The 24,485-nt window shown below is 39.4% G+C and carries 27 protein-coding genes; 20 read left to right on the forward strand and 7 right to left on the reverse strand.

What is annotated here, in order from left to right; genetic code table 11:
• Positions 1 to 138 precede the first annotated feature (138 nt).
• From celB to I6N95_RS00655, 3 genes are all read left to right on the forward strand, one after another.
• Entirely contained in the window at positions 139 to 1,410 is a 1,272-nt protein-coding gene (gene celB / locus I6N95_RS00645; protein ID WP_209524407.1) for a PTS cellobiose transporter subunit IIC, read from the forward strand.
• Positions 1,411 to 1,421: 11 nt separating this feature from the next.
• Positions 1,422 to 2,318 (forward strand): DUF7916 family protein, encoded by an 897-nt coding sequence (locus I6N95_RS00650; RefSeq protein WP_209524408.1) that lies wholly within the window; start codon positions 1,422 to 1,424, stop codon positions 2,316 to 2,318.
• Between the two features lie 161 nt (positions 2,319 to 2,479).
• Positions 2,480 to 2,908 carry a GNAT family N-acetyltransferase gene (locus I6N95_RS00655; RefSeq protein WP_209524409.1) on the forward strand — a complete coding sequence of 143 codons (429 nt, stop codon included), beginning with the start codon at positions 2,480 to 2,482 and terminating at the stop codon, positions 2,906 to 2,908.
• Positions 2,909 to 2,963: 55 nt separating this feature from the next.
• Here I6N95_RS00655 and I6N95_RS00660 read toward each other — a convergent pair whose 3' ends face one another.
• Complete coding sequence (locus I6N95_RS00660; protein ID WP_209524410.1) at positions 2,964 to 3,866, reverse strand: LysR family transcriptional regulator; 903 nt, start codon at positions 3,864 to 3,866, stop codon at positions 2,964 to 2,966.
• A 987-nt stretch (positions 3,867 to 4,853) separates the two neighbouring features.
• Between I6N95_RS00660 and sufC the strand changes: the two genes are divergently transcribed.
• The 5 genes from sufC to sufB are packed head-to-tail and all read left to right on the forward strand — an operon-like array spanning position 4,854 to position 10,097.
• Entirely contained in the window at positions 4,854 to 5,621 is a 768-nt protein-coding gene (sufC, locus tag I6N95_RS00665; RefSeq protein ID WP_209524411.1) for a Fe-S cluster assembly ATPase SufC, read from the forward strand.
• Positions 5,622 to 5,639: 18 nt separating this feature from the next.
• Positions 5,640 to 6,923, forward strand: coding sequence for a Fe-S cluster assembly protein SufD (gene sufD / locus I6N95_RS00670; RefSeq protein WP_209524412.1), 1,284 nt, complete (start codon positions 5,640 to 5,642; stop codon positions 6,921 to 6,923).
• The gene (locus tag I6N95_RS00675) at positions 6,923 to 8,155 is read left to right on the forward strand and encodes a cysteine desulfurase (RefSeq protein WP_209524413.1); all 1,233 of its coding nucleotides are present in this window, start codon (positions 6,923 to 6,925) and stop codon (positions 8,153 to 8,155) included. Before sufD ends, I6N95_RS00675 begins: the two co-directional genes overlap by 1 nt.
• Positions 8,142 to 8,615 (forward strand): Fe-S cluster assembly sulfur transfer protein SufU, encoded by a 474-nt coding sequence (gene sufU / locus I6N95_RS00680; RefSeq protein ID WP_209524414.1) that lies wholly within the window; start codon positions 8,142 to 8,144, stop codon positions 8,613 to 8,615. Before I6N95_RS00675 ends, sufU begins: the two co-directional genes overlap by 14 nt.
• Before the next feature lie 54 nt (positions 8,616 to 8,669).
• The gene (gene sufB / locus I6N95_RS00685) at positions 8,670 to 10,097 is read left to right on the forward strand and encodes a Fe-S cluster assembly protein SufB (protein WP_209524415.1); all 1,428 of its coding nucleotides are present in this window, start codon (positions 8,670 to 8,672) and stop codon (positions 10,095 to 10,097) included.
• A 14-nt stretch (positions 10,098 to 10,111) separates the two neighbouring features.
• Here sufB and I6N95_RS00690 read toward each other — a convergent pair whose 3' ends face one another.
• Entirely contained in the window at positions 10,112 to 10,441 is a 330-nt protein-coding gene (locus I6N95_RS00690; protein ID WP_209524416.1) for a site-specific integrase, read from the reverse strand.
• Positions 10,442 to 10,526: 85 nt separating this feature from the next.
• Between I6N95_RS00690 and relB the strand changes: the two genes are divergently transcribed.
• Positions 10,527 to 10,754, forward strand: a complete 228-nt coding sequence (relB, locus tag I6N95_RS00695) for a type II toxin-antitoxin system RelB family antitoxin (protein WP_209524417.1) — start codon at positions 10,527 to 10,529, stop codon at positions 10,752 to 10,754.
• Positions 10,754 to 11,023, forward strand: coding sequence for a type II toxin-antitoxin system RelE family toxin (locus tag I6N95_RS00700; RefSeq protein WP_209524418.1), 270 nt, complete (start codon positions 10,754 to 10,756; stop codon positions 11,021 to 11,023). Before relB ends, I6N95_RS00700 begins: the two co-directional genes overlap by 1 nt.
• 478 nt (positions 11,024 to 11,501) lie before the next feature.
• Here the strand turns inward: I6N95_RS00700 and I6N95_RS27795 are convergent, their stop codons facing one another.
• Entirely contained in the window at positions 11,502 to 11,585 is an 84-nt protein-coding gene (locus tag I6N95_RS27795; protein WP_430727521.1) for a putative holin-like toxin, read from the reverse strand.
• A 798-nt stretch (positions 11,586 to 12,383) separates the two neighbouring features.
• Between I6N95_RS27795 and I6N95_RS00705 the strand changes: the two genes are divergently transcribed.
• The 3 genes from I6N95_RS00705 (at position 12,384) to I6N95_RS00715 (ending at position 14,846) form a co-directional block, all read left to right on the forward strand.
• A complete protein-coding gene (locus I6N95_RS00705) occupies positions 12,384 to 13,880 on the forward strand; it encodes a transposase (protein WP_209524419.1) in 1,497 nt (498 codons plus the stop codon).
• Positions 13,881 to 13,891: 11 nt separating this feature from the next.
• Entirely contained in the window at positions 13,892 to 14,266 is a 375-nt protein-coding gene (locus I6N95_RS00710; RefSeq protein WP_209524420.1) for a hypothetical protein, read from the forward strand.
• 274 nt (positions 14,267 to 14,540) lie between these two features.
• Entirely contained in the window at positions 14,541 to 14,846 is a 306-nt protein-coding gene (locus tag I6N95_RS00715; protein WP_209524421.1) for a hypothetical protein, read from the forward strand.
• Positions 14,847 to 15,196: 350 nt separating this feature from the next.
• Here the strand turns inward: I6N95_RS00715 and I6N95_RS00720 are convergent, their stop codons facing one another.
• The 4 genes from I6N95_RS00720 to I6N95_RS00735 form a co-directional block, all read right to left on the reverse strand.
• Positions 15,197 to 16,093: an ROK family protein gene (locus tag I6N95_RS00720; protein WP_209524422.1), complete on the reverse strand. Its 897-nt coding sequence runs from the start codon at positions 16,091 to 16,093 to the stop codon at positions 15,197 to 15,199.
• Positions 16,094 to 16,117: 24 nt separating this feature from the next.
• Positions 16,118 to 16,990 carry an alpha/beta hydrolase gene (locus I6N95_RS00725; protein ID WP_209524423.1) on the reverse strand — a complete coding sequence of 291 codons (873 nt, stop codon included), beginning with the start codon at positions 16,988 to 16,990 and terminating at the stop codon, positions 16,118 to 16,120.
• Positions 16,991 to 17,016: 26 nt separating this feature from the next.
• Positions 17,017 to 18,183 (reverse strand): MFS transporter, encoded by a 1,167-nt coding sequence (locus I6N95_RS00730; protein WP_209524424.1) that lies wholly within the window; start codon positions 18,181 to 18,183, stop codon positions 17,017 to 17,019.
• A gap of 85 nt (positions 18,184 to 18,268) precedes the next feature.
• Positions 18,269 to 19,138, reverse strand: coding sequence for an AraC family transcriptional regulator (locus I6N95_RS00735; protein ID WP_209524425.1), 870 nt, complete (start codon positions 19,136 to 19,138; stop codon positions 18,269 to 18,271).
• A gap of 923 nt (positions 19,139 to 20,061) precedes the next feature.
• Between I6N95_RS00735 and I6N95_RS00740 the strand changes: the two genes are divergently transcribed.
• From I6N95_RS00740 to I6N95_RS00770, 7 genes are read left to right on the forward strand one after another with little or no spacing between them, the layout of a single operon-like run.
• Positions 20,062 to 21,198, forward strand: coding sequence for a 1-propanol dehydrogenase PduQ (locus I6N95_RS00740; protein WP_209524426.1), 1,137 nt, complete (start codon positions 20,062 to 20,064; stop codon positions 21,196 to 21,198).
• A gap of 21 nt (positions 21,199 to 21,219) precedes the next feature.
• A complete protein-coding gene (locus I6N95_RS00745; protein WP_209524427.1) occupies positions 21,220 to 21,618 on the forward strand; it encodes a BMC domain-containing protein in 399 nt (132 codons plus the stop codon).
• Positions 21,615 to 21,893: a BMC domain-containing protein gene (locus I6N95_RS00750; protein ID WP_209524428.1), complete on the forward strand. Its 279-nt coding sequence runs from the start codon at positions 21,615 to 21,617 to the stop codon at positions 21,891 to 21,893. Before I6N95_RS00745 ends, I6N95_RS00750 begins: the two co-directional genes overlap by 4 nt.
• Positions 21,894 to 21,929: 36 nt before the next feature.
• Positions 21,930 to 22,574, forward strand: a complete 645-nt coding sequence (eutD, locus tag I6N95_RS00755; protein WP_209524429.1) for an ethanolamine utilization phosphate acetyltransferase EutD — start codon at positions 21,930 to 21,932, stop codon at positions 22,572 to 22,574.
• The gene (locus I6N95_RS00760; protein WP_209524430.1) at positions 22,567 to 23,085 is read left to right on the forward strand and encodes a hypothetical protein; all 519 of its coding nucleotides are present in this window, start codon (positions 22,567 to 22,569) and stop codon (positions 23,083 to 23,085) included. The genes eutD and I6N95_RS00760 overlap by 8 nt, the downstream gene beginning before the upstream one ends.
• On the forward strand, positions 23,082 to 23,351 hold the full coding sequence (locus tag I6N95_RS00765; RefSeq protein ID WP_209524431.1) for a EutN/CcmL family microcompartment protein: 270 nt from the start codon (positions 23,082 to 23,084) through the stop codon (positions 23,349 to 23,351). Before I6N95_RS00760 ends, I6N95_RS00765 begins: the two co-directional genes overlap by 4 nt.
• A 31-nt stretch (positions 23,352 to 23,382) precedes the next feature.
• A complete protein-coding gene (locus I6N95_RS00770) occupies positions 23,383 to 24,483 on the forward strand; it encodes a sugar ABC transporter substrate-binding protein (protein WP_209524432.1) in 1,101 nt (366 codons plus the stop codon).
• Positions 24,484 to 24,485: the final 2 nt, after the last annotated feature.

The raw sequence follows: 24,485 nt of genomic DNA on the forward strand, positions 1-24,485 counted from the left end.
GGATGAAACGTTGTCCCTAAATCAGGTCAGGTCATTTACAAAGAGAAGGATATCAGTAAGAATGAAAGTGTCTTCATTAATAAAGACAGTATCATATAACGGGATGAGACGAGTATTATTTAAGAATGGAGTGAGTGTATGAATGGGTTAATGGTTTTTTTGGAAGAAAAGGTTCAACCAATCGGTGTGAAGATCGGAGGGCAACGACATTTATTAGCGGTTCGTGATGGTTTGGTATTATCCATGCCATTAATTATCGTCGGGTCATTATTTTTAGTATTATCCAGTTTGCCAATTCCAGGGTATCAGGAATTTATTGGGTCGATTTTTGGTGAAGAGTGGACGAGTACCATGGGATTTGTCGTTAATTCGACATTCGGTGTGATGGCTCTGATTTCCTCTTTTGGGATTGCCAATTCACTGGTGAAGAGCTACAGCATCGATGGTAACACTGCTGGGATTATCTCCTTGTGTTCATTGTTGCTTGTCACCCCATTAACAAAGGATAATGGGATTGATATGACCTATATGGGCAGCAAAGGTTTGTTTGTCTCACTGTTGATCGGTTTGATTGTGGGGGAAATATACCGTCGCATGGTTCAAGCTGAAATTGTGATTAAATTACCGGACAGTGTTCCGCCAGCTGTTAGCAAATCTTTTGTGGCTTTGATTCCAGCGGCAGTCTGTTTGACCTTCTTTTGGGTCTTGCGTTTGGTAATTGCCAGTGTTGGTTTAGGAAATTTACATGAGGTAATTGGCAAGGTTGTTGGAGTGCCGTTGTCTTATGTTGGCGGCGGTTTTATTGGTGGTTTGGTAGCAGTCCTAGTTACGGGGATTTTTTGGTCTGTTGGTATTTTAGGCTGGGATTTGGTTCAAAGTGTGTTAAATCCTTTATGGTTGCAGATGCTGGACGAGAACCGCCTGGCCTTTCAAGCAGGAAAAGAAATCCCTCATATTTTAAATACGACGTTCTTTAATGTTTTTGTGTGGATGGGGGGCAGTGGCTCTATTATTGGTTTGGCCATATTATTGATGTTCTTTTCAAAGAGTAAACAAAATAAAGAACTAGGTAAACTAGGCTTTCCACCAAATGTTTTTAATATTAGCGAACCGATTATGTTTGGTTTTCCAGTGGTGATGAACCCTTTGATTTTGATTCCTTTCACCATTACGCCGATTGTCATTTACATCATTTCGTATAGTGCCATGGTCACAGGGATTGTGGCTAAAACAGCCGGGATATTAGTTCCATGGACGATGCCGCCGATTATCGGTGGTTATCTGGCGACAGGTGGCCATATTTCAGGAGCGATCTTGCAATTGGTGTGTTTAATCGTCAGTATCGTAATTTATTATCCATTCTTTAGAATGATTGATAATCAGTATTACCAAGATGAGTTACAAGGATAGGAGCATTATAAGTGAAGAGACTATTAAACTGTACGGCGTCGGAAACTCGCGCCTTGACAAAAGAAGAATTGGTCGTCGCCATTAAAGCCAATGCTGGGCGAACGATTTTGGCGGAAAATGATGTGGTGATCCCACCGTTTTCTAGTAATGTGACGAATTCCGAGGTGGTGGCTGCCTTCGGGGCGGACCTCATTCTATTGAATTGTTTTGATTTCCAGGCGCCAGTCATCATTGGCTTGGATCCTGCTGATCAGACCCCGATAAAGACGTTAAAAAAATTGACAGGAAAACCGATTGGGGTAAATCTTGAGCCGGTTGATGGGGCGGCTAGTTTTGAAGGCACTATTAACCAGATCAGTCCGGGGCGAATCGCTTCCGATGAGAATCTTAAACGAGCTAACGAGTACGGTTTTGATTTTATTTGTTTGACTGGCAATCCTAGTACAGGGGTGTCTAATAAGGAAATCAGTGATGCGACCAAACGAGCTAAAGGGCTTTTTGAGGGAGTTGTAATAGCGGGTAAGATGCATTCAGCTGGGGTGTCAGAAGCGGTAATCGATATGGAGACCATTGATGCTTTTGCTGAGGCTGGGGCAGACATTATTTTAGTCCCAACTTCGGGCACTGTTCCTGGTTTCACAGAACAACAGATGCACGCTTGTATTTGTCGAATTCATCAACAAGGAAAGTTGGCTATGTCGACCATTGGCACTACTCAGGAAGGCGCTGACACAGCGACTATCAGAGAATTAGCCTTAATGAGTAAACGAGCAGGGGCGGATATTCAACACATCGGCGATGCTGGGTTTAATGGAACAGCTGATCCAGAAAATATCATGCAGTTGTCAGTTTCGATTCGTGGCAAGCGCCACACCTATTTAAAGATGGCACAATCGATTAACCGATAGACTCTACAAAGATAAGCGAGGAGAACGACTGAGGTGTCAGTGGTTCTTCTCGCTTAAAATCTGTCTGTTTGCTCGGAAAGAAAACCTTAGTTTTTTTATTTCGACTATGTGGAATTTCTATTGTAAAATAGAGTCATAACTAAACTAAAGGAGCAATGATTATGATCACCATTGGCAAATTAACGGATTTTACATTGACTCAAGTGGTCACACTGTTTAAAGAGCGAGTAGCGGTTTTTGTGGTTGAGCAAGCGTGTCCTTATCAGGAAATTGATGAGGCGGATTATCAAGCGACTCATATTGCCCTCTGGCAAGGGGAGGAACTAATGGCATATACGCGGGTCATTGATCGTGGCACTGAAATTACCTTCGGTCGAGTTCTGGTTACTCAGGCCTTTCGCGGTCAACAATTGGGACGTCAAATTGTTTCAATGACGTTAGCGGAAATTGAGAAAAATTATCCTGACAAGCCCGTTCAGATTTCGGCTCAAGCTTATTTGGAAAAATTTTACGGTAGTTTTGGGTTTGAGGTGATTTCTGCTGAATATTTGGAAGATGGCATTCCTCATATTGACATGGTCTTGCACTAAAAGAAGAGATTTCAGGCGTTATTAAAAAAGCTTAAAGGAAGATTCCTCTAAGCTTTTAAGTCATGTTTAAAGTGTCTAGTAGTTCACCTTGAAATTGACGAGCTAAAGGTGATAAGGAATTGGATTTTTTGGTAATCAGATAGGCGTGACGCTTCAGTTTTGGGAACCCTTCTATTGGGCGAGTGATGATGTCACCAAAGGCCAGAGATTCTTTGACCAAAACTTGAGGTAAAAAGGCCACATGTCCTGATTGTTTAATAAATGCTAGGAGACTGGGAATATGATTCAGTTGGACGGCAGCTTCAACGGAAGTCCCAATTTTTTGAAACCCTTGCATGATTTGTTGGATAAAGTCCTCTGTTCCAAAAAGGGCTAAAGGCAAGCTTCGGCTTTTAAGAACAGCTTGAGGGATGACTTGATATCGAGCATAGGGGTGAGATGCCGACATTATCGGAATGGCTTCATCGGTAAATAAATGTTGACAATCCAATAATGGGTGGCTAAAGTTCGGGTTTCGGGTCTTAATTAATCCGATGTGAGCGTAGCCATCGATGACTTTTTCGGCAATTTCAGGCGAAAAATGAACATCCAAAGTAAAGACGATTTGCGAATGATGTGCTTGAAATTCTTTTAGAATATGAGCTAAGGGACTGATGAGCGATTCAGAGGCGTAGATCGTGATATGGCCTAAAAACCCAGATTGTAACTTTTGAATATCACTTTCAGCGTGTTGAATTAATTGTAGAATTTTTTGACTGTAAGTTAACAATAATTTTCCAGCTTCGGTCATTTGGACAGGTGTATGGTATTTAATAAAAAGTGGGGTTTGAAGTTCCTTTTCCAGCAAGTTGATATGGGCCGTAATGGCCGGTTGAGTCAAAAATAGCACTTCAGCGGCTTTTGAATAACTTCCCAGACGAGCAACTGTTTCAAAACTGATTAAGTGTTTGACATCCATAGTATCGATTCCTTTCGTATTTATAAAAAAGCGTGATAAGGGTATAGAAAAGCTAAGGTCTTTTGTCCAGTTGTGTATGCTATACTGACGTTAGAAGATGATTGTGTGATGTGGCAGGAAAAAATTATGATAGGCGTTAGGCAAAATTATTCTTGAGATGGGACAACCAAAAGTAGTGATGTGATGTTCTCAACTTTATTTTACCTGTTGAACGCGGGAAATAGCAAACTAAAAATGCGTTAAATGGTTGTGTTGTTAGAGAAAATGCCCTGGAACAAATTCTAAACGCTAACATTTAGTCGTAAATTCGACCTGAGTATTGAAAGAGGCCTTCTTATGAAAATAAGTTGGTAAAAGAGAAGGCGGGTTCCCCTAAGTTATCTTCCCGCTTGTGTTGTTGAAAAAGAATGAGGTTAAGCCCCTAGTGAACAGGTCTCCTCCTGTCCGGTTTGATCTCTTTCTTTTTTTGTGTTTAAGAATACCGTTAAATGAACGTAAATCATATAAATTGCCCCTTAGTCGTGCTATAATTAGCTTGGGTGGCGTGTGGTCTTAGATGAATGTAGTTAATCATTCTCCTTTGTTCGAGGTTTAAGCAACCATGCGTCATCTAATTTAGTGGAAATTCCTCTGTCACACCAGCGAAAGTCGAGGTGGCAGAGCTTTTTTATTTAAAAAAATAAAAGTTTTTGTTTTGTAAATTATCATCGATAACCTCAGCGTATACATAGAAGTAACTGGTTTCACAAAGAGTAGCGACAGTATTCTTTTTGTGGTGAAGCGATTACAACCAGTCGGGAGTTCTTTGTGAAAAACGCATTCTGTAATAGCTCTTTCTTTATAAGAAGTCTAAATAAGTTGTTAAATTGTCTTCGCTAAAAATAAGTAAATAGTGGATTCCAGTAACTATCATTTGAATTTCATTCTCAATTAGGATAAAATATAAGAGATTGGATAAAGAAAAATTTGATGTGGAGGTCGTTATAAATGTCCGTTTTAGAAATTAAGAATTTACATGTGTCGATTGAGGACAAAGAAATTTTAAAAGGCGTGAACTTAACTATGAACTCTGGTGAGATTCATGCTATTATGGGACCAAACGGCACAGGGAAATCAACCTTATCAGCTGCGATTATGGGGAACCCTAACTATGAGGTCACTGAAGGTGAAGTCTTATTAGATGGTGAAAACATATTAGAGCTGGAAGTCGACGAGCGTGCTCGTGCTGGTATCTTCTTGGCCATGCAATATCCAAGTGAAATTCCTGGAATCACCAATGCGGAATTTATGCGTGCCGCGATTAATGCTAAGCGAGACGAAGATGATAAAATTTCAGTCATGGATTTCATCAAAAAATTAGATGAAAAAATGGCGATTTTAGATATGCCGGAAGAAATGGCAGAACGTTACTTAAACGAAGGCTTCTCCGGTGGTGAGAAAAAACGTAATGAAATCCTACAATTAATGATGATGGAACCAACCTTTGCAATCTTAGATGAAATTGATTCTGGCTTGGATATTGATGCGCTTAAAGTCGTGTCTCAAGGGGTCAATGAAATGCGCGGCGATAACTTTGGCGCGTTGATCATTACTCATTACCAACGTTTGCTTAACTACATTACACCTGACGTAGTTCACGTCATGATGGACGGTCGTGTGGTTAAAACAGGTGGGGCTGATCTCGCGAAGCGTCTAGAGTCAGAAGGGTATGCTGGCATCAGCAAGGAATTAGGAATTGAACTAATTGAAGAATAAGAAGGGTGGACAAGATAAATGAAAGACGTACAATTTACGACTTATCTTGACGACTTAAAAGCTTTTTCAGTTGGTCAAGGTGAACCAGAATGGATGCTTGAATTTCGTCTAGCTGCGTTAGCCAAACTAGAGGAATTAGATTTACCAAAAATCGAACGGGTTAAAATCGATCGTTGGAATTTAACCACTGTGGCGGACTTTGAGGAAAGCGTTGAATATGGCAATGTCTATAACTTTGACGCCTCCAAAGATAACCCTATCCTAGTTCAACATGGCAATACAACGGTGGTCGAACAAATGCCAGTCTCACTAAGTGAGCAAGGTGTGATTTTTACCGACATCTTTACCGCTATGCAGGAACATCCTGAACTGGTTAAAGAATATTACATGCAACTGGCTGTCAAGCCAGATGAAGATAAACTAACAGCTTTCCACGCTGCTTTTATGAGTGGTGGCTCCTTCCTTTATGTTCCTAAAAATGTGGTTATTGAAGAGCCGATTGAGGGGATTTATCTACACAATGCTGCTTCAACGACTAATTTTGTTAAGCATGTCTTAGTTTTGGCGGATGAAAACAGTCAGTTTAACTACTTGGAACGTTTCCAAACAGTCGGCGAAGGTGATGTTAAATCGGTGGCCAATATCGTCATTGAAGTTGTGGCAAAACAAGCTGCTAAAGTGAAGTTTTCCGCCATTGATCAATTAGGTGTCAATGTGACCGCCTATATGAACCGTCGTGGCCATATTCTCCGAGATGCCTCAGTTGACTGGGCCATCGGTGTGATGAACGATGCCAATGTAGTGGCAGACTTCGATTCTGATTTAATTGGCGAAGGGGCCCATTCAGAAGTTAAAGCTGTGGCAATCAGTGCCGGCCGTCAAACACAAGGAATTGACACACGGGTGACCAACTATGGGCGTCATTCAATCGGTCATATTTTACAGCACGGTGTCATTCGCGAACGAGGGACTTTGACCTTTAACGGAATTGGTCACATTATCAAAGGGGCTAAAGGGGCAGACGCTCAACAAGAAAGCCGTGTGCTGATGCTGTCAGATCAAGCACGAGGCGATGCCAACCCAATTTTACTAATCGATGAAAATGAAGTAACTGCCGGACATGCGGCCAGTGTTGGTCGTGTGGATCCGGAAGAAATGTATTATTTAATGAGTCGTGGCTTGAAGAAAACCGAAGCTGAACGTTTGGTTATCCGTGGCTTCTTAGGCTCAGTCTTAACGGCAATTCCAGTGAAAGAAGTTCGTCAGGAACTAGCAGAGGTTATAGAAAGGAAGTTATCGTAATGATTAGCAAACAGATCAAGCAAGATTTTCCAATTTTAGATCAAGCTGTCAATGATGAACCTTTAGTTTATTTAGATAACGCTGCAACCACTCAAAAACCACTGCAAGTCTTGGAGGCTTTGCGCCATTACTACGAGTACGACAATGCCAACGTTCACCGCGGTGTTCATACCTTGGCCGAACGCTCCACGGCTGCCTATGAAGGCGCACGGGAGAAAGTTCGCGAGTTTATTAAAGCGAGTTCTACTGAAGAAGTCCTGTTTACACGGGGCGCAACCACTGGCTTAAATTGGATTTCCCGCAGTTATGGCGATGCTAATGTCAAGGAAGGCGACGAAATTGTGATTACCTACATGGAGCATCACTCCAATATCGTCCCTTGGCAAGAATTAGCGAAACGCAAAAAAGCCAAGCTAGTTTATCTTAATTTGACCTCAGATGGTCAACTGGACATGACTGATGCTCGTCAAAAAATCACTGACAAAACCAAGATTGTGTCAGTGACTCATTGTTCCAACGTTTTGGGGGTAACCAATCCGATTGTTGAGTTAGCCGAGTTAGCTCACACAAAAGGAGCTGTTATCGTGGTAGACGGAGCTCAAGCAGTGCCTCATATGCCAGTAGATGTTCGAGCTTTAGGAGCTGATTTTTATGTTTTTAGTGGGCATAAGATGTGCGCTCCCACGGGAATAGGTGTATTATATGGCAAACGGGAACATTTGGATGCCATGGAGCCCATCGAGTACGGTGGTGAAATGATTGATTTTGTTTACGATCAGGAAAGTACCTGGACCCAACTGCCTTGGAAGTTTGAAGCGGGAACGCCAAACATCGCTGGGGGAATTGGCTTAGGTGCGGCCATCGATTACTTAAACGAACTTGGCATGGAGCAGATCCATCAATATGAAGCGGACTTAGTGGCTTACGTCTTACCAAAATTACAAGCCATCGACGGCTTAACGGTCTACGGACCACAAGATCCGAAAGATCACAACGGCGTGATCGCCTTCAATATTGATGGCTTACATCCACATGATTTGGCAACCGCCATGGACATGCAAGGGGTGGCGGTGCGAGCTGGCCATCACTGTGCCCAACCTTTATTAAATTACCTGAACGTGCAGTCAACCGCACGAGCAAGTTTTTATTTTTACAATACCAAGGAAGACGCTGACCAGTTAGTGGCCGGTCTTCTGGCGACAAAGGAGTTTTTCCAACATGGCCCTATCTAGATTAGATAATTTATATCGACAAGTCATTTTAGATCATTCAAGTCATCCTCATCACCACGGCGTGTTAGATGAATCAACGACGGAAATTGAGATGAATAACCCAACCTGTGGTGACGTCATTCAACTTCAGATGAAACTAACACCAGAGAATGTGATTGAAGACATTCGCTTTGACGGCAGCGGCTGTTCAATCAGCACTGCTAGTACAAGCATGATGACCGATGTTGTCATTGGAAAAACCACCAGCGAAGCCTTAGCATTAATTGACAGCTTTTCCGAATTAGTACAAGGAAAAGACGTGGCCAAGCTAGATGCCTTAGGAGATGCTCAGATCCTCAGCGGGGTAGCTAAATTCCCAGCTCGCATCAAATGTGCTACCCTTGGTTGGAAAGCCTTGGAGCGCGGTATTTATGAAAATAAGACGACAACCGTAGAAAACCAGCGTCATTGTGACGAGTAACGAGTCTAGCTTTAGCGTTGCTAAAAGCTTTTTAGAGAAAGGAATGAGCCTGATATGAGTGAAGTACCTACTCCAGAAGTTGAACTTGAAACAGAAGTACCTTCTTTAGAAGAATATAAATTTGGCTTTCATGATGAAGACCAATCGATTTTCAGTACAGGCAAAGGGTTAACGGAAGAAATCGTCCGGGAAATCTCAAAAGTTAAAGATGAGCCTGAATGGATGTTGGAGTTTCGTTTGAAATCCCTAGAAGCCTTCAATAAAATGCCCATGCAAAAATGGGGACCTGATTTGTCAGACATCGATTTTGAAGCCCTGACCTATTATAAAAAAGCCAGTGATGAGCCAGCTCGCGACTGGGATGACGTGCCAGATAAAATCAAAGAAACCTTTGAACGTATTGGTATTCCTGAAGCTGAGCGTAAATACTTGGCTGGTGCCAGTGCCCAGTATGAATCTGAAGTGGTCTATCACAATATGAAAGACGAGTTCAGCAAACTAGGTATCGTCTTTACCGATACGGATTCAGCTTTAAAGGAATACCCAGAATTATTCAAAGAGTATTTTGCGAAATTAGTGCCACCAACTGATAACAAATTGGCGGCTCTGAACTCAGCGGTTTGGTCAGGTGGCACCTTTATTTATGTGCCAAAAGGGGTGAAATGTGACGTGCCGCTGCAAACTTATTTCCGGATTAATGCCGAAAATATGGGGCAGTTCGAACGTACTTTGATCATCGTTGACGAAGGTGCTAGCGTTCATTACGTGGAAGGCTGTACTGCACCAACTTATTCAACCAATAGCTTGCACGCGGCTATCGTGGAAATCTTTACTCGCAAAGACGCTTATTGCCGTTATACTACCATTCAAAACTGGTCAGATAATGTTTACAATTTGGTAACCAAACGTGCCAAAGCTTATGAAAATGCTACAGTAGAGTGGATTGACGGTAATCTAGGTGCTAAAACCACGATGAAATACCCAAGTGTTTATCTGGACGGACGTGGTGCCCGTGGTACTATGTTGTCAGTGGCATTTGCCAATGAGGGTCAAATCCAAGATACTGGGGCAAAAATGATTCACAATGCACCAAATACCTCTAGTTCGATCGTATCCAAATCAATCGCTAAAAACGGTGGCGAAGTTAACTACCGTGGTCAAGTAACGTTCGGCAAGAAGAGCCAAGGTTCTATCTCTCATATTGAGTGTGATACGATTATCATGGATGATTTATCGAAGAGTGATACGATTCCGTTTAATGAGATTCACAACAGTCAGGTTGCTTTAGAGCATGAGGCGAAGGTCTCTAAGATTTCTGAGGAGCAACTGTACTACTTGATGAGCCGAGGCTTATCTGAGCAAGAAGCGACTGAGATGATTGTTATGGGGTTTGTTGAGCCCTTTACGAAGGAATTACCGATGGAGTATGCAGTGGAGTTAAATCGATTGATCCAGTATGAGATGGAAGGGTCTGTCGGATAAAAAATATTCAGGTCTTAGAAACGGCGACATAATGCTGTTTCTAAGACTTTTTTTGATTTTTGGGTGATGATGTTGCACCAGATATTGCACCACCGGCCGAAAATTTCACCTAATTTTAGGAGAGGTGAGCGTTTTTTATGTTCGGATAAATGCGAGACATAGTTTTTTCCATTCTCGTCTTCAGCGAGTGTCTTATTGACATCAATCGCTTTTTCACTTCTAATAACATCTGTTTCATATAAGGCAAAGGCTTCGCCACGACGTAAGCCAGTAAATGCTAACAAACGGAAATAAACAAATTTGTGGTATTCTTCCACTTCTTGATAGGCTTCTAAAAACTTCATCTTTTTAACGAATGCAGTTGCGTCGTAACACATTTGTGTTCATGTTATACTGTTTATAAGAAAACTAAACAGGGAGGTTCAAAAAATGGCAACGATTACTGTGCGAGTGACTGAAGACGAAAAAGCTTTTCTAGGTCAAATGGCAAAGTTTGAAGGAAAGAGTCTATCAGAATTATTAAAAACGATAACATTGGATTCGTTGGAAGATACCTATGATGCTCATGTTGGTGACTTAGCCTATGCTGAGTACCTGAAAAACCCTCAATCCCGACCTTTATCAGAGTTAATGGCAGAGTACGGAGTTGATGAGTAATGCCGTATCAGGTACGTACAACGGAACACTTTGATAAGCAATTGTCGAAATTAGATAAATTTACAGGTCGAACTATTTTAAAGTGGCTAGCCAAAAACATAGAGGGCATGTCAAATCTGAGAGCAACAGGTAAGAGTCTAGTCGGAAATTATGTCGGTAAGTGGCGATACCAAGTAGGAGATTACCGCATTATTTGTCAGATTGAAGATGATCAGCTTATTGTTTTGACACTAGAAGTTGGGCATCGAAAAAAGGTTTATAAGTCATGAGTTTTCAATGTCGTTTTTTCAAGTAACTAACTAGCAGTTTTAGGTTTAACTTAATCTAATACAAATAAGATGAAACTTGAGAAGGAGTCAGCTGAGTTCTTGTTAATTGTTTGTTTGCAGTATTGATCTCATGGCTTTCATTGTTCCATAGGGGATATCCTTGATCTGTTATGGTGTATAAGAGAAGTGACATATTGTTATCGAAAGCCAATTGCATGGGTTGAATTTGCTGAAGCCTATGACAAAGGACGATTAGTTATGTTGTAGCTATGAGGGAAAATTGAGGGGTTTTAAGGGCGAAAGGTCGCATTTCCATGCTATAATAGTAGTGTGGAAATTTGAAAAAAAATCAAAAAGCTGATATACTAAACGTGTAAAAAGAGCCCTGCGCTAACAGGACTCCTGGTAGAACTGATAAAAGATTAGTGACTAGCCCGGAGCAAGTAATCATCCAGACTTGTCAAAGCTTAGAGGATGGTTACTTGTCTTGATTAAAGTTCAATATCGCGATCACTAGCATAGCCAAACTAATGGCCAGTGTTAATGCTTCGAATACTGACATAGTACTCCCTTTCTTGAAAGAGTAAGGGAGTACTTATTTTTTTTTAATCATAAGCATCACCTCCTATTGTGTTACATAGGGAGGCTAGCCACCATCTGTTAACTTTTCCACACGGTTATTCTAACTTGAATGTGTTTGAATTTTAAGCGTTTTTTGGTGATAGACAAAAGAATAGCCCTCAGTTGGAGGCTGAGGGCTAAAGGAGATTTTATTTACTTTGGAGGAGTAAATAATGAAAAAGTTTTGTTAGGGTTGTTTGTTGGTATACATATATAATAGCGTGTAAATATGAAGTAAATGTGATGAAGATTAAACAATCATATGAATTTTGTTTTAAGAAATGATTAATGAAGGTATTGGATTTGCAAAGGGCTCCCTATAATCCAAGAATTGAGTTAACGACTGGAATGGCTGAAAATGAAAAAAATTAAAAGTGTCCATTAGTGAATTTGATCTGGCGGAACCGATTGTTTTCAATCAGCAGACTAACTTACTATCTAAGAGAATTGTGAGTACAATGCAAATGTAGCGCCGTATACGAGACCCATACGCACGGTGCAACGAGAAGGCCCAGAATTATTCTCCCTCTATATTCCTAAGAGCATTCTAATTAATATGCTCTTTTGTTGTACTGAAAGGACTAACAAATAATATTTACTGAATAAAAACGACTTTAGGATGAAAGTAGTTATTTATCATAAAAAGTGTTCTTTTTTTGTGTACATTTGCCTCATTATTCGATATGATTGAAACAATTATTTCAATTAACGTTCATTAAAAAGAGGTGAAAATCAGGTTATGAGTGTTGATATGTATGTGTCATCGTCTCAACGTCAAGCATCAAGTGTGACTAAGATGTGCCAGAAGCAAATACAGGGGTATGAAGAACTACAGAGGGCGATCGATAGTTTTGTATCAACTAGCCCAATGCTGACGGGAGCAACATATGACTCAGCTAAACAGTTTTTTATATCAGTGCTGCAACCATTATCAAGAGGTGGGATTCTTTTATCAGAAGCTGTCATGGAGGCTTGTCAGAAGTTTCCGGAAGAGTATTTAGCGAATGTAGATAGTGGCGATTTGAAAGAGTCTGATTTGAGGGAGAAGATCGCCCGAATAAATCGACTGACGGCTGAATTATCAGAGTTACAAGATCGCCTTCATTCGTTGCTGTTTCGCCAACAACAAAATGGCACCTTGGACGGGTCAATCGCTTCTCGAATGTCAAGTAATCACTCATTGATGGCGACATATGAACAGGTCAAAAGAAAGCTACAAGAGAAGCTTGATGACTTATTGGAGTTTAATGCGACATCACCTATGATCTTTTCGAAGATAAAGGCATTAAAGGCGGCTGTCACGGCAGGCACTGACCTGGCCAATGGCTCGTGGAACTCTAATTTGAGTAGATTTGTAACGCCTCCATCTGATAAAATGAAGTGGACAGCAACGATTGCTGATTCTTGGGTTATACGAGATAATAGAGCTAAAGGAATTGATTCAGCAAAAGTTGAAGAACTAAAAGACTATGATATCTACGCAAAAGTTATATATGATGCAAATGGCAACCCAAAAGTATTTTGGCAGCTAATGAAAGATGGCAAAGGTGTCAAAAACAAAGAATTGTATCGTTATTTGAAAAAGGCTGGTGAACATCTAGATCCTTCAATGTTTGAATTTATTTCATTAGAAGATTGGGATAAGAAGGTTAAAGAAGGCTTTAAACAAGGCCTCAATATTGAAACAGGAGATGAGTACAAAGGAGCTATAAAAGGCATTGTGGCAACTTCTCAGGTTGTTGAAGATGTGTATACTTGGACAACAGAATCGGAATTAGCTCAAGCATTGCAAATATTAGGATTTACGTATGCCTCCTATCGGATAGCGTCGAGTACTGGTAAGCCGAAATATACGGGTGCTGAAAGTCCAATGATCGGAAAAGATTGGAACAATTATTTTAAAGAAGAGTATGGTGCTCAGAACGTTCAATGGAAGCCTACTTCATTCAATGATATTATTGTTAGTCCTGAACGCTTGTATGGAAGTACAAAGAAGGAAATTCAGTCAATCTTGGGCTCAGGATGGATTGAAGATACATATGGTTCTGCTGGAAAGGGCTGGAAATTTATTAATAAAGGGGATGGGATGGTGTTTTACCATTCAGGAGAAGGGATTCATGTGGGAGCATACTATGGTTTTTCCTCTGGGAAAACTGGAAAAGTAAAAGTGATAAGAGCAGACGATAATTATGTCCCAACACCAAATGATGGTGCGACATTAGTGATAATAGAATAGGGGGAGAAAATTTGAAACAATTAACGATTGGGGAATCATTTAGTGGTTTTTTAAGTAGCCTAAAGATACGCAACATGGGAAATATGACTCATAAAGAAATTTATGAGTATATTTTTGAAGACTTTTTAAGTGATGTAGTGGCCTATTTAGGACCATATACGCTAGATAGATTAGTGAATGAAGGCATAATTGATGGAAATATTTATGATATATCCAAAAGTATAAACGACGAAATTTTTGATATGATAAATGGGGCAGAATGGAATGTTTGTTCAGTAAAAAAATCGAAAAGATGGAATAAAATATTTGATGATTTAAGTAAACTAGATAATCTAATTCATGAGAAATGGACCGACGAAGAGATAGAATATTTGAAAACAATGTAAAAATGACGCAATCAAAATAGCGCACCACATACTGCACCAAAGGATTGAAAAGCATTCCATTTTGATAAGTGAAAAAGAGCTTATTAGTATCTAACCTTGCTAGTTTACTAAGAGCTTTTTTGCTATGTTTTTGGCGAGGATGCTTAGGTCCTCAAAGTGGGATTTATCAAGGTGGCCTGGATAATAATCAAATTTTCATTAAAGAGCCTTGGAACATTGAAAAAGGGGTAAATGTTTTAGATGTGAAGCCATTGAAGTAAAGGAGAAAAGATAAATGATGGAAAAAGAGCAAGAAATAAAAGAAGTGACCCAGCAGTTAATTCCTTTATTGAAAAATAATAATAATGGAAGTATTAACTACCAAATTGAAAAACTGAAACAGATTGAAGATATTGTGAAATCCAATGTAGATGAAGGTGAAAAAGAAAAACAGATAAATGGTGTTGCTACGGATATATTTCCTCCAAGAGGTGGTTTGACTGATTATCATGTATGGAAGAATGACCCTGCTGAGAGAGTGGCGATTAATAAACCTATTGGTGAATTAAATGATAAGTTGTGGAGTTTAATTCGAAAGTAACTGTTTAAAATGGCGCACCAAGAGGTTGAAAACTATTCTGTTTTATCCCAAAAAAAGAGCCCGTTAGGTCCTAGATATTCTAGTATACTAAGAGCTCCTAGCTATGGATTTTAAAGTCGTGCTTTGGAAGGTCAGATAGATAATAACAAAGTAAAAGCTAGGAACACTGTTATATATGAATTCCTAGCTTTTCCCAATACTCTAAAATGAAAAATGGAAGCAATACTAGCACTAATGGACTATTTAAAACAAATCTTTTTCCGTTTCGTTTAGGATAGAAATAACCTTGAACTTGTTTCGTCATTTTGGAGACTTGTGACGCTTGATCCAACTTAAGTTTGCCTTGACTTCTATGCTTCCATATCTAGTAACAACTGATAGAGTGCACCTAACAAATTGGCTGAATTTCGAAAAGCGCAGGCATCAATTTGTAGTGGTGCCATTGTTTGATTTAGCAACGGCTCTTGTTGGCGAAGTTTTTTGTATTGTTGGTTAATCATTCGTATTAAGCTATCCTGCGAACTGATTCCGCCTCCGATAACCACTTTTTCTAAATCTAAAATGGCTTGTAAGTTTATAATTAATTGAGCAATGGAGGAGCAGTATTGTTCAAATAGTGTTTCTAATGGCTGAGGGGGAGTGGCCTCAATGTTTGCAAAGACAGAGTGGTAATCGTCTTGTGACACGCCAAGCAAGGTGGTTGCGTTTTGAATAAATCGAACGGATGAACTGGAATAGCCTAGTAATTGAGTAGGTGCTGTCGCAGAATGATCTTGAATCATAAAGCTTAGTTCACCTGCTTGAAAATGAGCCCCGTTATAAAGATGATTATCTAAGATTAATCCACCACCGATGCCTGTACCAAGAACAATGGCTGCGCCATTCTCGATGTCTTTCAAATTGCCAATCCACCATTCAGATAGAGCAGCTGCTTTTCCGTCATTGATGAGAGAAAAGGGGAGGGAAGTATATTGGGACAGCCATTTTTTTATTTGAAAGTCATACAGAAATTCTAGTGCACCTCCTGTATGGATATAGCCTGTTTTAGTGTCTACGCGCCCAGGGCAGCTTATACCAATTCCTTTAATAGATGCTTCATAACTTTGAACCTCAAAAAGCAGAAGAGCTTGGAATTCCTCCAATGAGCGAGGGGTTTGTTTTTTCCATCGATGTAGGAAATTCCCTGAATGGTCAATTAATCCAAATTTTATAAATGTGCCACCAATATCTGCGCATAAATAGTTCATCCTTCTACCTCCCAAAAGTGTAAATTAAAGAAAATTTCTGAAAAAAGTTAAGGTTTCCTCATTGCATTGTTTCCCAATAGGATTTCGTTGATCTAGATGAAAAACATGATGCAGCTCTTCACCATCTGGATTTGCGTAAAGATGAAAGTCTGCTGCTACTCCTTTTGAGCGAATGATATTCGCTAAAGGTTCGCCGACATCTTTTAAAAAGTCATGGGTAGCTGTGGTGATAAATGCAGGTGGAAAATCAGCAGTAATATAAGATTCCACTGGAAACTGTTTCGCAGTTTGTTCCGAAATTGTTTCACCAAAATAGAATGGGAAATCCTGATTGATGGCATCAGTCTGTCCAATAAAGTATGCACCACAGTTTAAGCCTACTGCTTTAAAATGAACATTGGCAACGGTAAAGTCCATTAAGTTTGCATAGTCAGGGTTGCTTGTAAGTGTTGAATATTGCTCTGCTAATTGTCCACCAGCACTATCTCCAACTAAAAATAATCGCTCAGTATCAACGTAATAGTCTTTTCCGTGGATGAGTAACCAGTTCATCAACGTATTGGTATCCTCTAATGGTGCAGGATAGTGATGCGTAGGGGCAAGTCGATAGTTAAAATTCACGACAGTAAAGCCTTGGCTTGCTAAATACATGGTGTAAAAGCGATACAGTTCCTTATCTCCGTAAAAGAAACCTCCACCATGGATACTGACAATTGTTGGCAGACAAGTGGTTGTTCCAACTGGATAGTAGATATCAAATTTATTTTCAATGCCGTGAGGGCCGTAAGTTAACTCTTTGATCGCTGTAATCGTATCAGGCTCAGTTAATCCTGCATCTCTTTTCTGATCACCTTCACTCATTTGTGTTCGCATTGTTGGAATATCTATTTTCATCATTTGTTTTTCCTCCTAGTTATTTACTACTATTTTTTTTTGAAGATGAGCTTGATGCTCATGATAAGTGACATACATAAAAATCCGAGAGCTGCCATGAATAGACTAAAGTCTGCTGACGTATTGCCAAATAATTTCCCTAGAGTATTTAAAAGAACTGGTGAGAAGAAGACTCCAATATTTGTCGCAATAATTAAACATGTATAGGCAAAATTTATCGCGCGCTTGTCCGCAACAAGGGCTGTCCAGGTATAAATAAAAGGAACAGCTAAGCCAAAGCCAACGCCTGAAAAACCGACACCGATTAACAAGATAGGTAAATTACTTGACTGGCTCACAATAAAGAAACCAATGGCAGAAATGAACAGCCCAATGGGTAAAACTTGTTGTTTTAATAGCTGATGAATTTTTCCGTAAAACATCCCAACTGGAATGCCTACAAGTGTGCTCAATCCAGTAATGATAGATACGCTACTTGCGCTACCAATATTGTTGTGAATGATAAATTCAGGAAGCTTGATAACCGAAGCCATAAAAAAAGAAAACAGGAAAAAAATTAAGACAGATAGTCCAACGATTGGCAGGTTAACTGAAATTTTTTCAGTTTGAACTTCGGCAGTTGTCTGTGTGTGTTGGGATTCAGGAATTTGTACAAAGAATCCAAATAAGAAAAGAACGGGTAAAATAATCAAGTATGCCCAAAATGTTTGCTGCCATCCCAAGGTGACTAAATAACTAATAAAGAAGGACAGTCCAGCACTTCCTAGGGATCCAGCCATGGATTGAAACCCCATCATCGTTGAAAGCTCATCCCCTTCATAAAACTCTGCTAACAAACTAACAGCTAACGAGTTAAACAACCCAATTCCAATCCCAAATATAAATCTGGCTCCTAGTATTAATGTGTAATTGCTAATTAGCGCAGGTAACAGGCCGCTAATTAATGCGATGACTAATCCTACTAATACCGTCTTTTTTTTGCCAATCATCCGAATACAAAAAGGACTAAACAGCAGTGCCAAGATGATACCAACATTAGGAATTGTCAATAATGTTTCAACGGCTGATTTTGATTGACTCGGGAAACTGTCAATCATGGAAGGTAATGCTGCGGAAATAATGGGTGCCGACATCAGTAAGACAGAGATAGATAGTAGAGAAATTTTAAAAATTGACTGTTGTTGTTTTGTTTTCATTATCAGGAACCTACCTTTCTTTTGTTAATTGAATTATAAATGTGAACGTTAACAAAAAAAGGTTGAAAACTGACCATTATTTTGGCTATTTATGACTTATTTGTTTTTTTCGATACTGAACAGGGGTAAGACCATATGTTTTTTTGAATACTTGAATCAGTGATTTGTGATTTGGAAAGCCACAGCTATCTGAGATTGCCTGAATGTTTTTTTGCGTATGAATAATTTTCTGAAAGGCCTCCTGCAACCGAATTTCAGTAATATAATCCATCACAGACATGGCCATATATTTTTTAAATTTGCGTGAAAAGTAGCTAGGTGTTAGATGAAAGGCATCTGCCAACTCTCCAACGCTTAATGGACTAGTAAAATATTGTTGGATATAAATTATGACACTGTCAATCCATTCAAATTCATTGGAATCTGTTTGTTGCAAATCATTTTTTACAGAGCTAATCGTTGAAAAATGTTCAGATAGCTCATATAGAATTTCGTATACAAGACTAAAAATTTTGAGCTGAATGTTATCTGTTGGTTTCTCCATACAAAAAAAGAGCGCATGAAAGGCTTGCTGAACCTGTTTGTAAGAATGACGTTGTGTAATAGATTGTTTTTCTTTTGACGGGAGATGATAAAAGCGATAAGGAAAATCACTGATCACCTCTGCCATAAATGAGTAGGGAATCAAAAGAGAAAGGGCCACATTATCCTCTCCTTTTTTTGTGGTTCCAGAAATACTATGTACTTCATTTGGATTGACAACCAAAATTGTCCCACTAACGGGTGTTTGCTCTTTTCCATTGATGATGAAGGAGTCAATTTTACCTTTGATTGTAAAACTTAATTCAAATGAACGATGCCAATGTTTAGGGATTGTTGCACTTGTATTTTTATGAATAATGAGCTTAAAGGGAAGCTCGTCTTTTGTTACGTCAACAATTTCATGATGAAACATATCCGTACCTCCTTGTCATTTAATTTGTTTTATGATGAAGATGAAGTCTCTTTGTTGGGGGAAACTTTAAGTAAAAGACAACAGAAATCAAGTAATCTTCTATTGCTATTGTACAATAGTTATCATTTATTAACATAATAAAATAGTATTTTAGAGTTGGTATAAAAGTAAGAATAGTTAAACGTGGAGAGTTGAAACATGCTAAAAGAAGCTAAAACGAGTTTCTTAATGACTCAACAGACAAAGGAATTCAGATAATCAGTTTTGGCGTATCGAACCGACCATCCAGAGTTAACCGTCTAGGCATGCTGTATAACTTAGATATCAACGCGCCTATTACAAGTGGGAAAAAGAGGTGGTCAAAACTGGCGGGGAAGCAATCAGACTGAGCTCAGGAAATTTTGACAGTGACCTGACCAGTGGATCGTGGAACTTTAATTCGGGTAGATTTGTAAGTTCATCATCTGCTAAATTAGAGTGGATAACGACGAATGGTTGACTCAGGTGACAAAAAAAATTTGTTAATGTTGCTTAAGCAAGGCAAGGTTTTTTTCTAATAGTATAGGTTGTAAAACCAAATATTGGGAATTGTGTAAATGAGAGTGTCTATTTGGTCTTATTTGAAAAAGAAATGTTGATAACTTATTTATTTGTTTTATCTGTTAACTTATAATAAAACCCAAAAAGTTGTAAAACGCTTTCTGATCGATATTAAAGTTATTTTATCTTTGTTTATCTTTTTTGCAACTTGTTATTTATAGTCTGAAAACAAAGAATAATGAAGAAAATAAAAGAAAAACAAAATAAAATGTTGTTGAAATTTGCTTAAATTGATGATATACTTTCGTTAATATTAAATGAAAGGGGATACATTAAAAGGTCGAAGAAATCGATAGACTGTTTTTTATAGGAGGTTTGACTAGGTGAGGAACGAAACGATCTTCTCAACTAAAATTATTTCGGGTCAAGGAGCATTAACTAGTTTAGAACAATATAGGTCAGAACGATTTCTGATAGTTACTGATAACTATTTAAAGGAGTCGTCGGGATTCGCTCGACTATTGGCAATTATTGGTAAAAATAACCAATACACAGTGTTTGATCAAGTTCTGCCAGATCCACCGATTAAAACGATATCGACAGGTGTAGGGATGCTACAGGAAAGTCAGGCAACCGTTATTTTAGGTGTAGGTGGTGGTTCTGTGATTGATGTTGCAAAGGGCATTAAGTTTGTGGCGGAAAAATTGAATAATCAGCAAGAATTAAGATTGATTGCAGTGCCAAGTACGTCTGGTTCTGGATCAGAGGTAACAAATTTTTCTATTATTACAGATGAGGTATCAACCATAAAGTATCCGATTGTCTCAGATTCCATACAACCAAACGAGGCAATTTTAGATGTTGATTTCGTCATGACGATGCCACAAGAAGTTACGGCTGATACAGGGATGGATGTGCTAACACATATTCTTGAAGCTTATGTCTCGACTAAGGCCAGTGATTTTTCAGATGCTTTATGCGAGAAAGCCATTGTCCTATTATGTCGTTATTTACCTCTAGCCTACAAAAATGGTGATGATGTCCAAGCTAGACAAAAAGTTCATTACGCGTCGTGTATGGCAGGAATGGCTTTTAACACAACATCACTAGGAGTAAATCACAGTCTTGCCCACGCCGCAGGAGCCAAACTGCATATCCCTCATGGTAGATTAAATACGATTTTGATGCCGCAAGTCATCCAGTACAATAGTGGCTTGCTAGTCAAAAAAGGAGAAGCTCATGCTAATATATTAAAAAAATATGCTGAATTAGCTGCTCGCCTTGATTTGTCAGGATCAAATGATCGACTTTCTGTAAAAAATTTATTGCGAAAAATTGATCAGTTAAGACAACAGCTTAATCTACCAAAGGGATTTAGAGAATATGGCCTACCAAAAGCTGTATTAGTAGAGTATGAAAAGGTGATTGTCGAAGCGGCCATGACTGATCCGTGCACATTAACTAATCCAGTGATTCCAAATTCTGATGAGTTAAGTCAATTGCTGTGGTTATCTTATTAGTCAAAAGAAAAGAGGGGTAGTATGCGGAATGGGGCATTAGGTTTAATCGAAGTAACTGGTTTTTTAGGCATTGTTGCAGCCGCAGATACAGCGGTTAAAGCAGCAGATGTCAACATTATTAATGTTGAAAAAATTAAAGGAGGGCTATCTACACTAGAAATTAGTGGTGATGTAGGGGCCGTGAAGGCGGCGGTTTTAGCCGCAGAGGCAGAAGTTAATCAATTAGGCTGCTTACTCAGTAGTCATGTTATTCCACGAATTGATCAATCAGTGTTACAAATGGAGCTTGGGAACTCAAAAAATGTGGAGAAAAAGCAGCCCGTATTGGAAATAGTGGAACAAGAAACAGTAGTGAAAAAAGAAATTAGTAAAAAAGGTCAAACAACAAATAAAACGACGAAAGTGGAGGAATTAAAATGAATACAAATGCTTTAGGGATGATCGAAACAAAAGGACTAGTAGGAGCAGTAGAAGCAGCAGATGCAATGGTTAAAGCAGCAAATGTAACATTAGTTGGGAAAGAACAAGTTGGCGGAGGATTGGTTACAGTCATGGTTCGTGGTGATGTTGGTGCAGTTAAAGCAGCGACAGATGCAGGAGCAGCAGCGGCAGAGCGTGTTGGTGAATTAATGTCAGTTCACGTAATTCCTAGACCTCATTCAGAAGTGGATGCTATCTTACCAAAAGAGAAATAAGTCAATCGGGTTAGTGGAGGGAAGTGTGCTTAACTAATGGATAATGAGCTGTTAAAAAAAATAGTGACAGCGGTCAAAAAAGAATTAACAAATAAACCGTCAGTAGAGATAGAAGCGAGTGGTAGGCACATTCATTTAAGTCGACAAGCCATTGATGAGCTTTTTGGGGCAGGTTATCAACTGACAAAAGTCAAAGAACTTTCGCAGCCAGACCAATACGTTTGTCAAGAGCGATTAACGATTGTTGGGCCCAAAGGAAGCTTGGAAAACGTGGTGATATTGGGCCCAGAACGGTCAGAGTCACAAGTTGAAATTTCGTTGACGGATGCTCGCTTGATTGGTGTTTCTGCTCCATTAAGAGAGAGTGGGGACATTAGTGGGACTCCGGGAATCATCCTTTTAGGTAATGGACATGTTCTGTCATTAGATAAGGGCTTAATAATCGCTAGACGGCATATTCATATGACTGAAACAGATGCGACTCGTTGGGGATTGATGAATAAAGAAATCGTTCAGGTCAAAGTGATGTCTGAGCGGCCGATTGTATTTGACGATGTTTTAGTAAGAGTTAGTCCAGATTACTCGACTTTTATGCACATTGATTACGATGAGGCAAACGCGTGTGGTCATTTTGCGGGACTAAAAGGAATTATTATAAAAAAGAGTGATGCCAGTGACTGAGCAACTGAATCAAGAGTTACTGATAAAAATTGTAAAAGAAGCTTATCGTCAATTGAACCAGCAAACGTTATTGGCCGATCAAAAAAAGAGTGAGGCAACCCTTGATTATTTATCAATAGGCATGATGGGAAGATTGGCACAATGTGCGCCTAAGGACGATGCCGAAGAGCGAATTCTTTCCCGCCTAATCAAGAGGCAAGAGGTAACTGTTAAGGCAAGTCGGGTTGAATATCTCCAATTAACAATAAAACCGCCTATTTTGTTAGGGCGGCAGCTGGACGAGCAGTTGAAAAAACTACTATCAGTTGGTTTGGTTGTTGTTGAAGATCAACAACCTAAGCAATTGATGAAGGATCAAAAAACAGTTTATACGTTAGAGAAAATGAAAGCGCTGAAATTGTCACAAGGAGAGCCATTTTTGGCTAAAAAACAAGATATTTTTACGCCATTGGCACAAGATTATTTGCGCAGTAAAAATATTAGCTTAGAACTTGGGAGAGGTGGCAAATGATTATTGGAACCGTAACGGGTAGTGTCTGGGCAACGAGAAAAGATGAGAAGTTGAATGGCTTAAAGTTAATGGTTGTTGCTGTAGAACAAAAAAAATCGGTTATGACATCTATTATTGCTGCTGATATTGTAGGGGCTGGTCAAGGAGATCAGGTGATTATAACGATGGGAAGTTCGGCAAGATTGGCCGTGAGTAGAGAGACAATGGAGAGTAAGATACCTGTAGATGCAGCTATTATTGGCATTGTCGATTCAGTTGAAAGTTAACAATATGGGAACAAAAATAGGGAGGATTACGATGAAGCTTAATAAAAAATGGTTACTAGGATTGATAAGTGTATTAGTTGCCGTGATGTTAGTAGGATGCGGCTCTGGTGGTGAAAAAGGAAAAGAAGCAAGCGAATTTCCAGAAAGTACGCCGGAAAAACTGAAAAAAGACATCAAAATTATGGTAATTAGAAAAATTGGTGGTGACGACCATACTGCGCAATATTTGGCAGGGGCAAAATCAGAAGGTGAAGCATTAGGTTTTACTGTTGATACGTATTCAGCAAATGGTGACACTGCAAAGTTCCATGATGCCATTAAGCAGGCTGGAGACAAAAAGTATGATGGGGTTATTATTTCTCATGGTGATGATGCTGCGACGGCACAAGGTGTTAAAGAGCTGGTTGATAAAGGCATTCCAGTTGTGACATTTGATTCAGTGGCAGATATTGCTGACATTGAAGGGGTAACGATGACGTCTCAAAATGATGAAGAATTGGCAAATCTAGCGTTACAGGAATTACATAAACGACTAGGAGATGAGGCAAAATTTGCTTATCTTTGGGTGGATGGCTTAGTACCAATGGTTAAGCGTAACAAGATTTATACGGCATTCTTAGCTGATAATCCCGGCTATAAAGAATTAGACCGGTATGGTGTGGTAGCGGCAGATACAACTGTTCAAACACAGAATGCAGTTGGAGCGATGCTCACCAAATACGGCAAAGGGAAGATTGATGGGATTTTTGCCACATGGGATGCTTTTGGGATGGGAGCACATCGCGCATTAGAAGAAGCTAATAGAAACGATGTCACTCTAGTTAGTATTGATGTATCTAATGCTGATTTACAAGCGATGCAAGCAGAAAATAGTAGCTGGGTAGCAACGGCGGCTTGTGATCCTAAATTGATTGGTGAAGTAAACTTGCGAATTTTAGCGATGAAGATAGCTGAAGAAGAAACACCAGCAGAGTTTACCATTAAGCCAACATTGATCACCCAAGAACAATTGAAAGCTCATGGATCTGATGTGACGATGGAAAACTTAGCGGATGTTGTTGATGGTTGGGGTAAATCAACGGATTTTGTTGAAGATTGGATGAAAGATCTAAAGGATGTAAACAAGAAATAATA

The organism is Vagococcus allomyrinae, assembly GCF_017829975.1.
GTDB lineage: Bacteria > Bacillota > Bacilli > Lactobacillales > Vagococcaceae > Vagococcus_D > Vagococcus_D allomyrinae.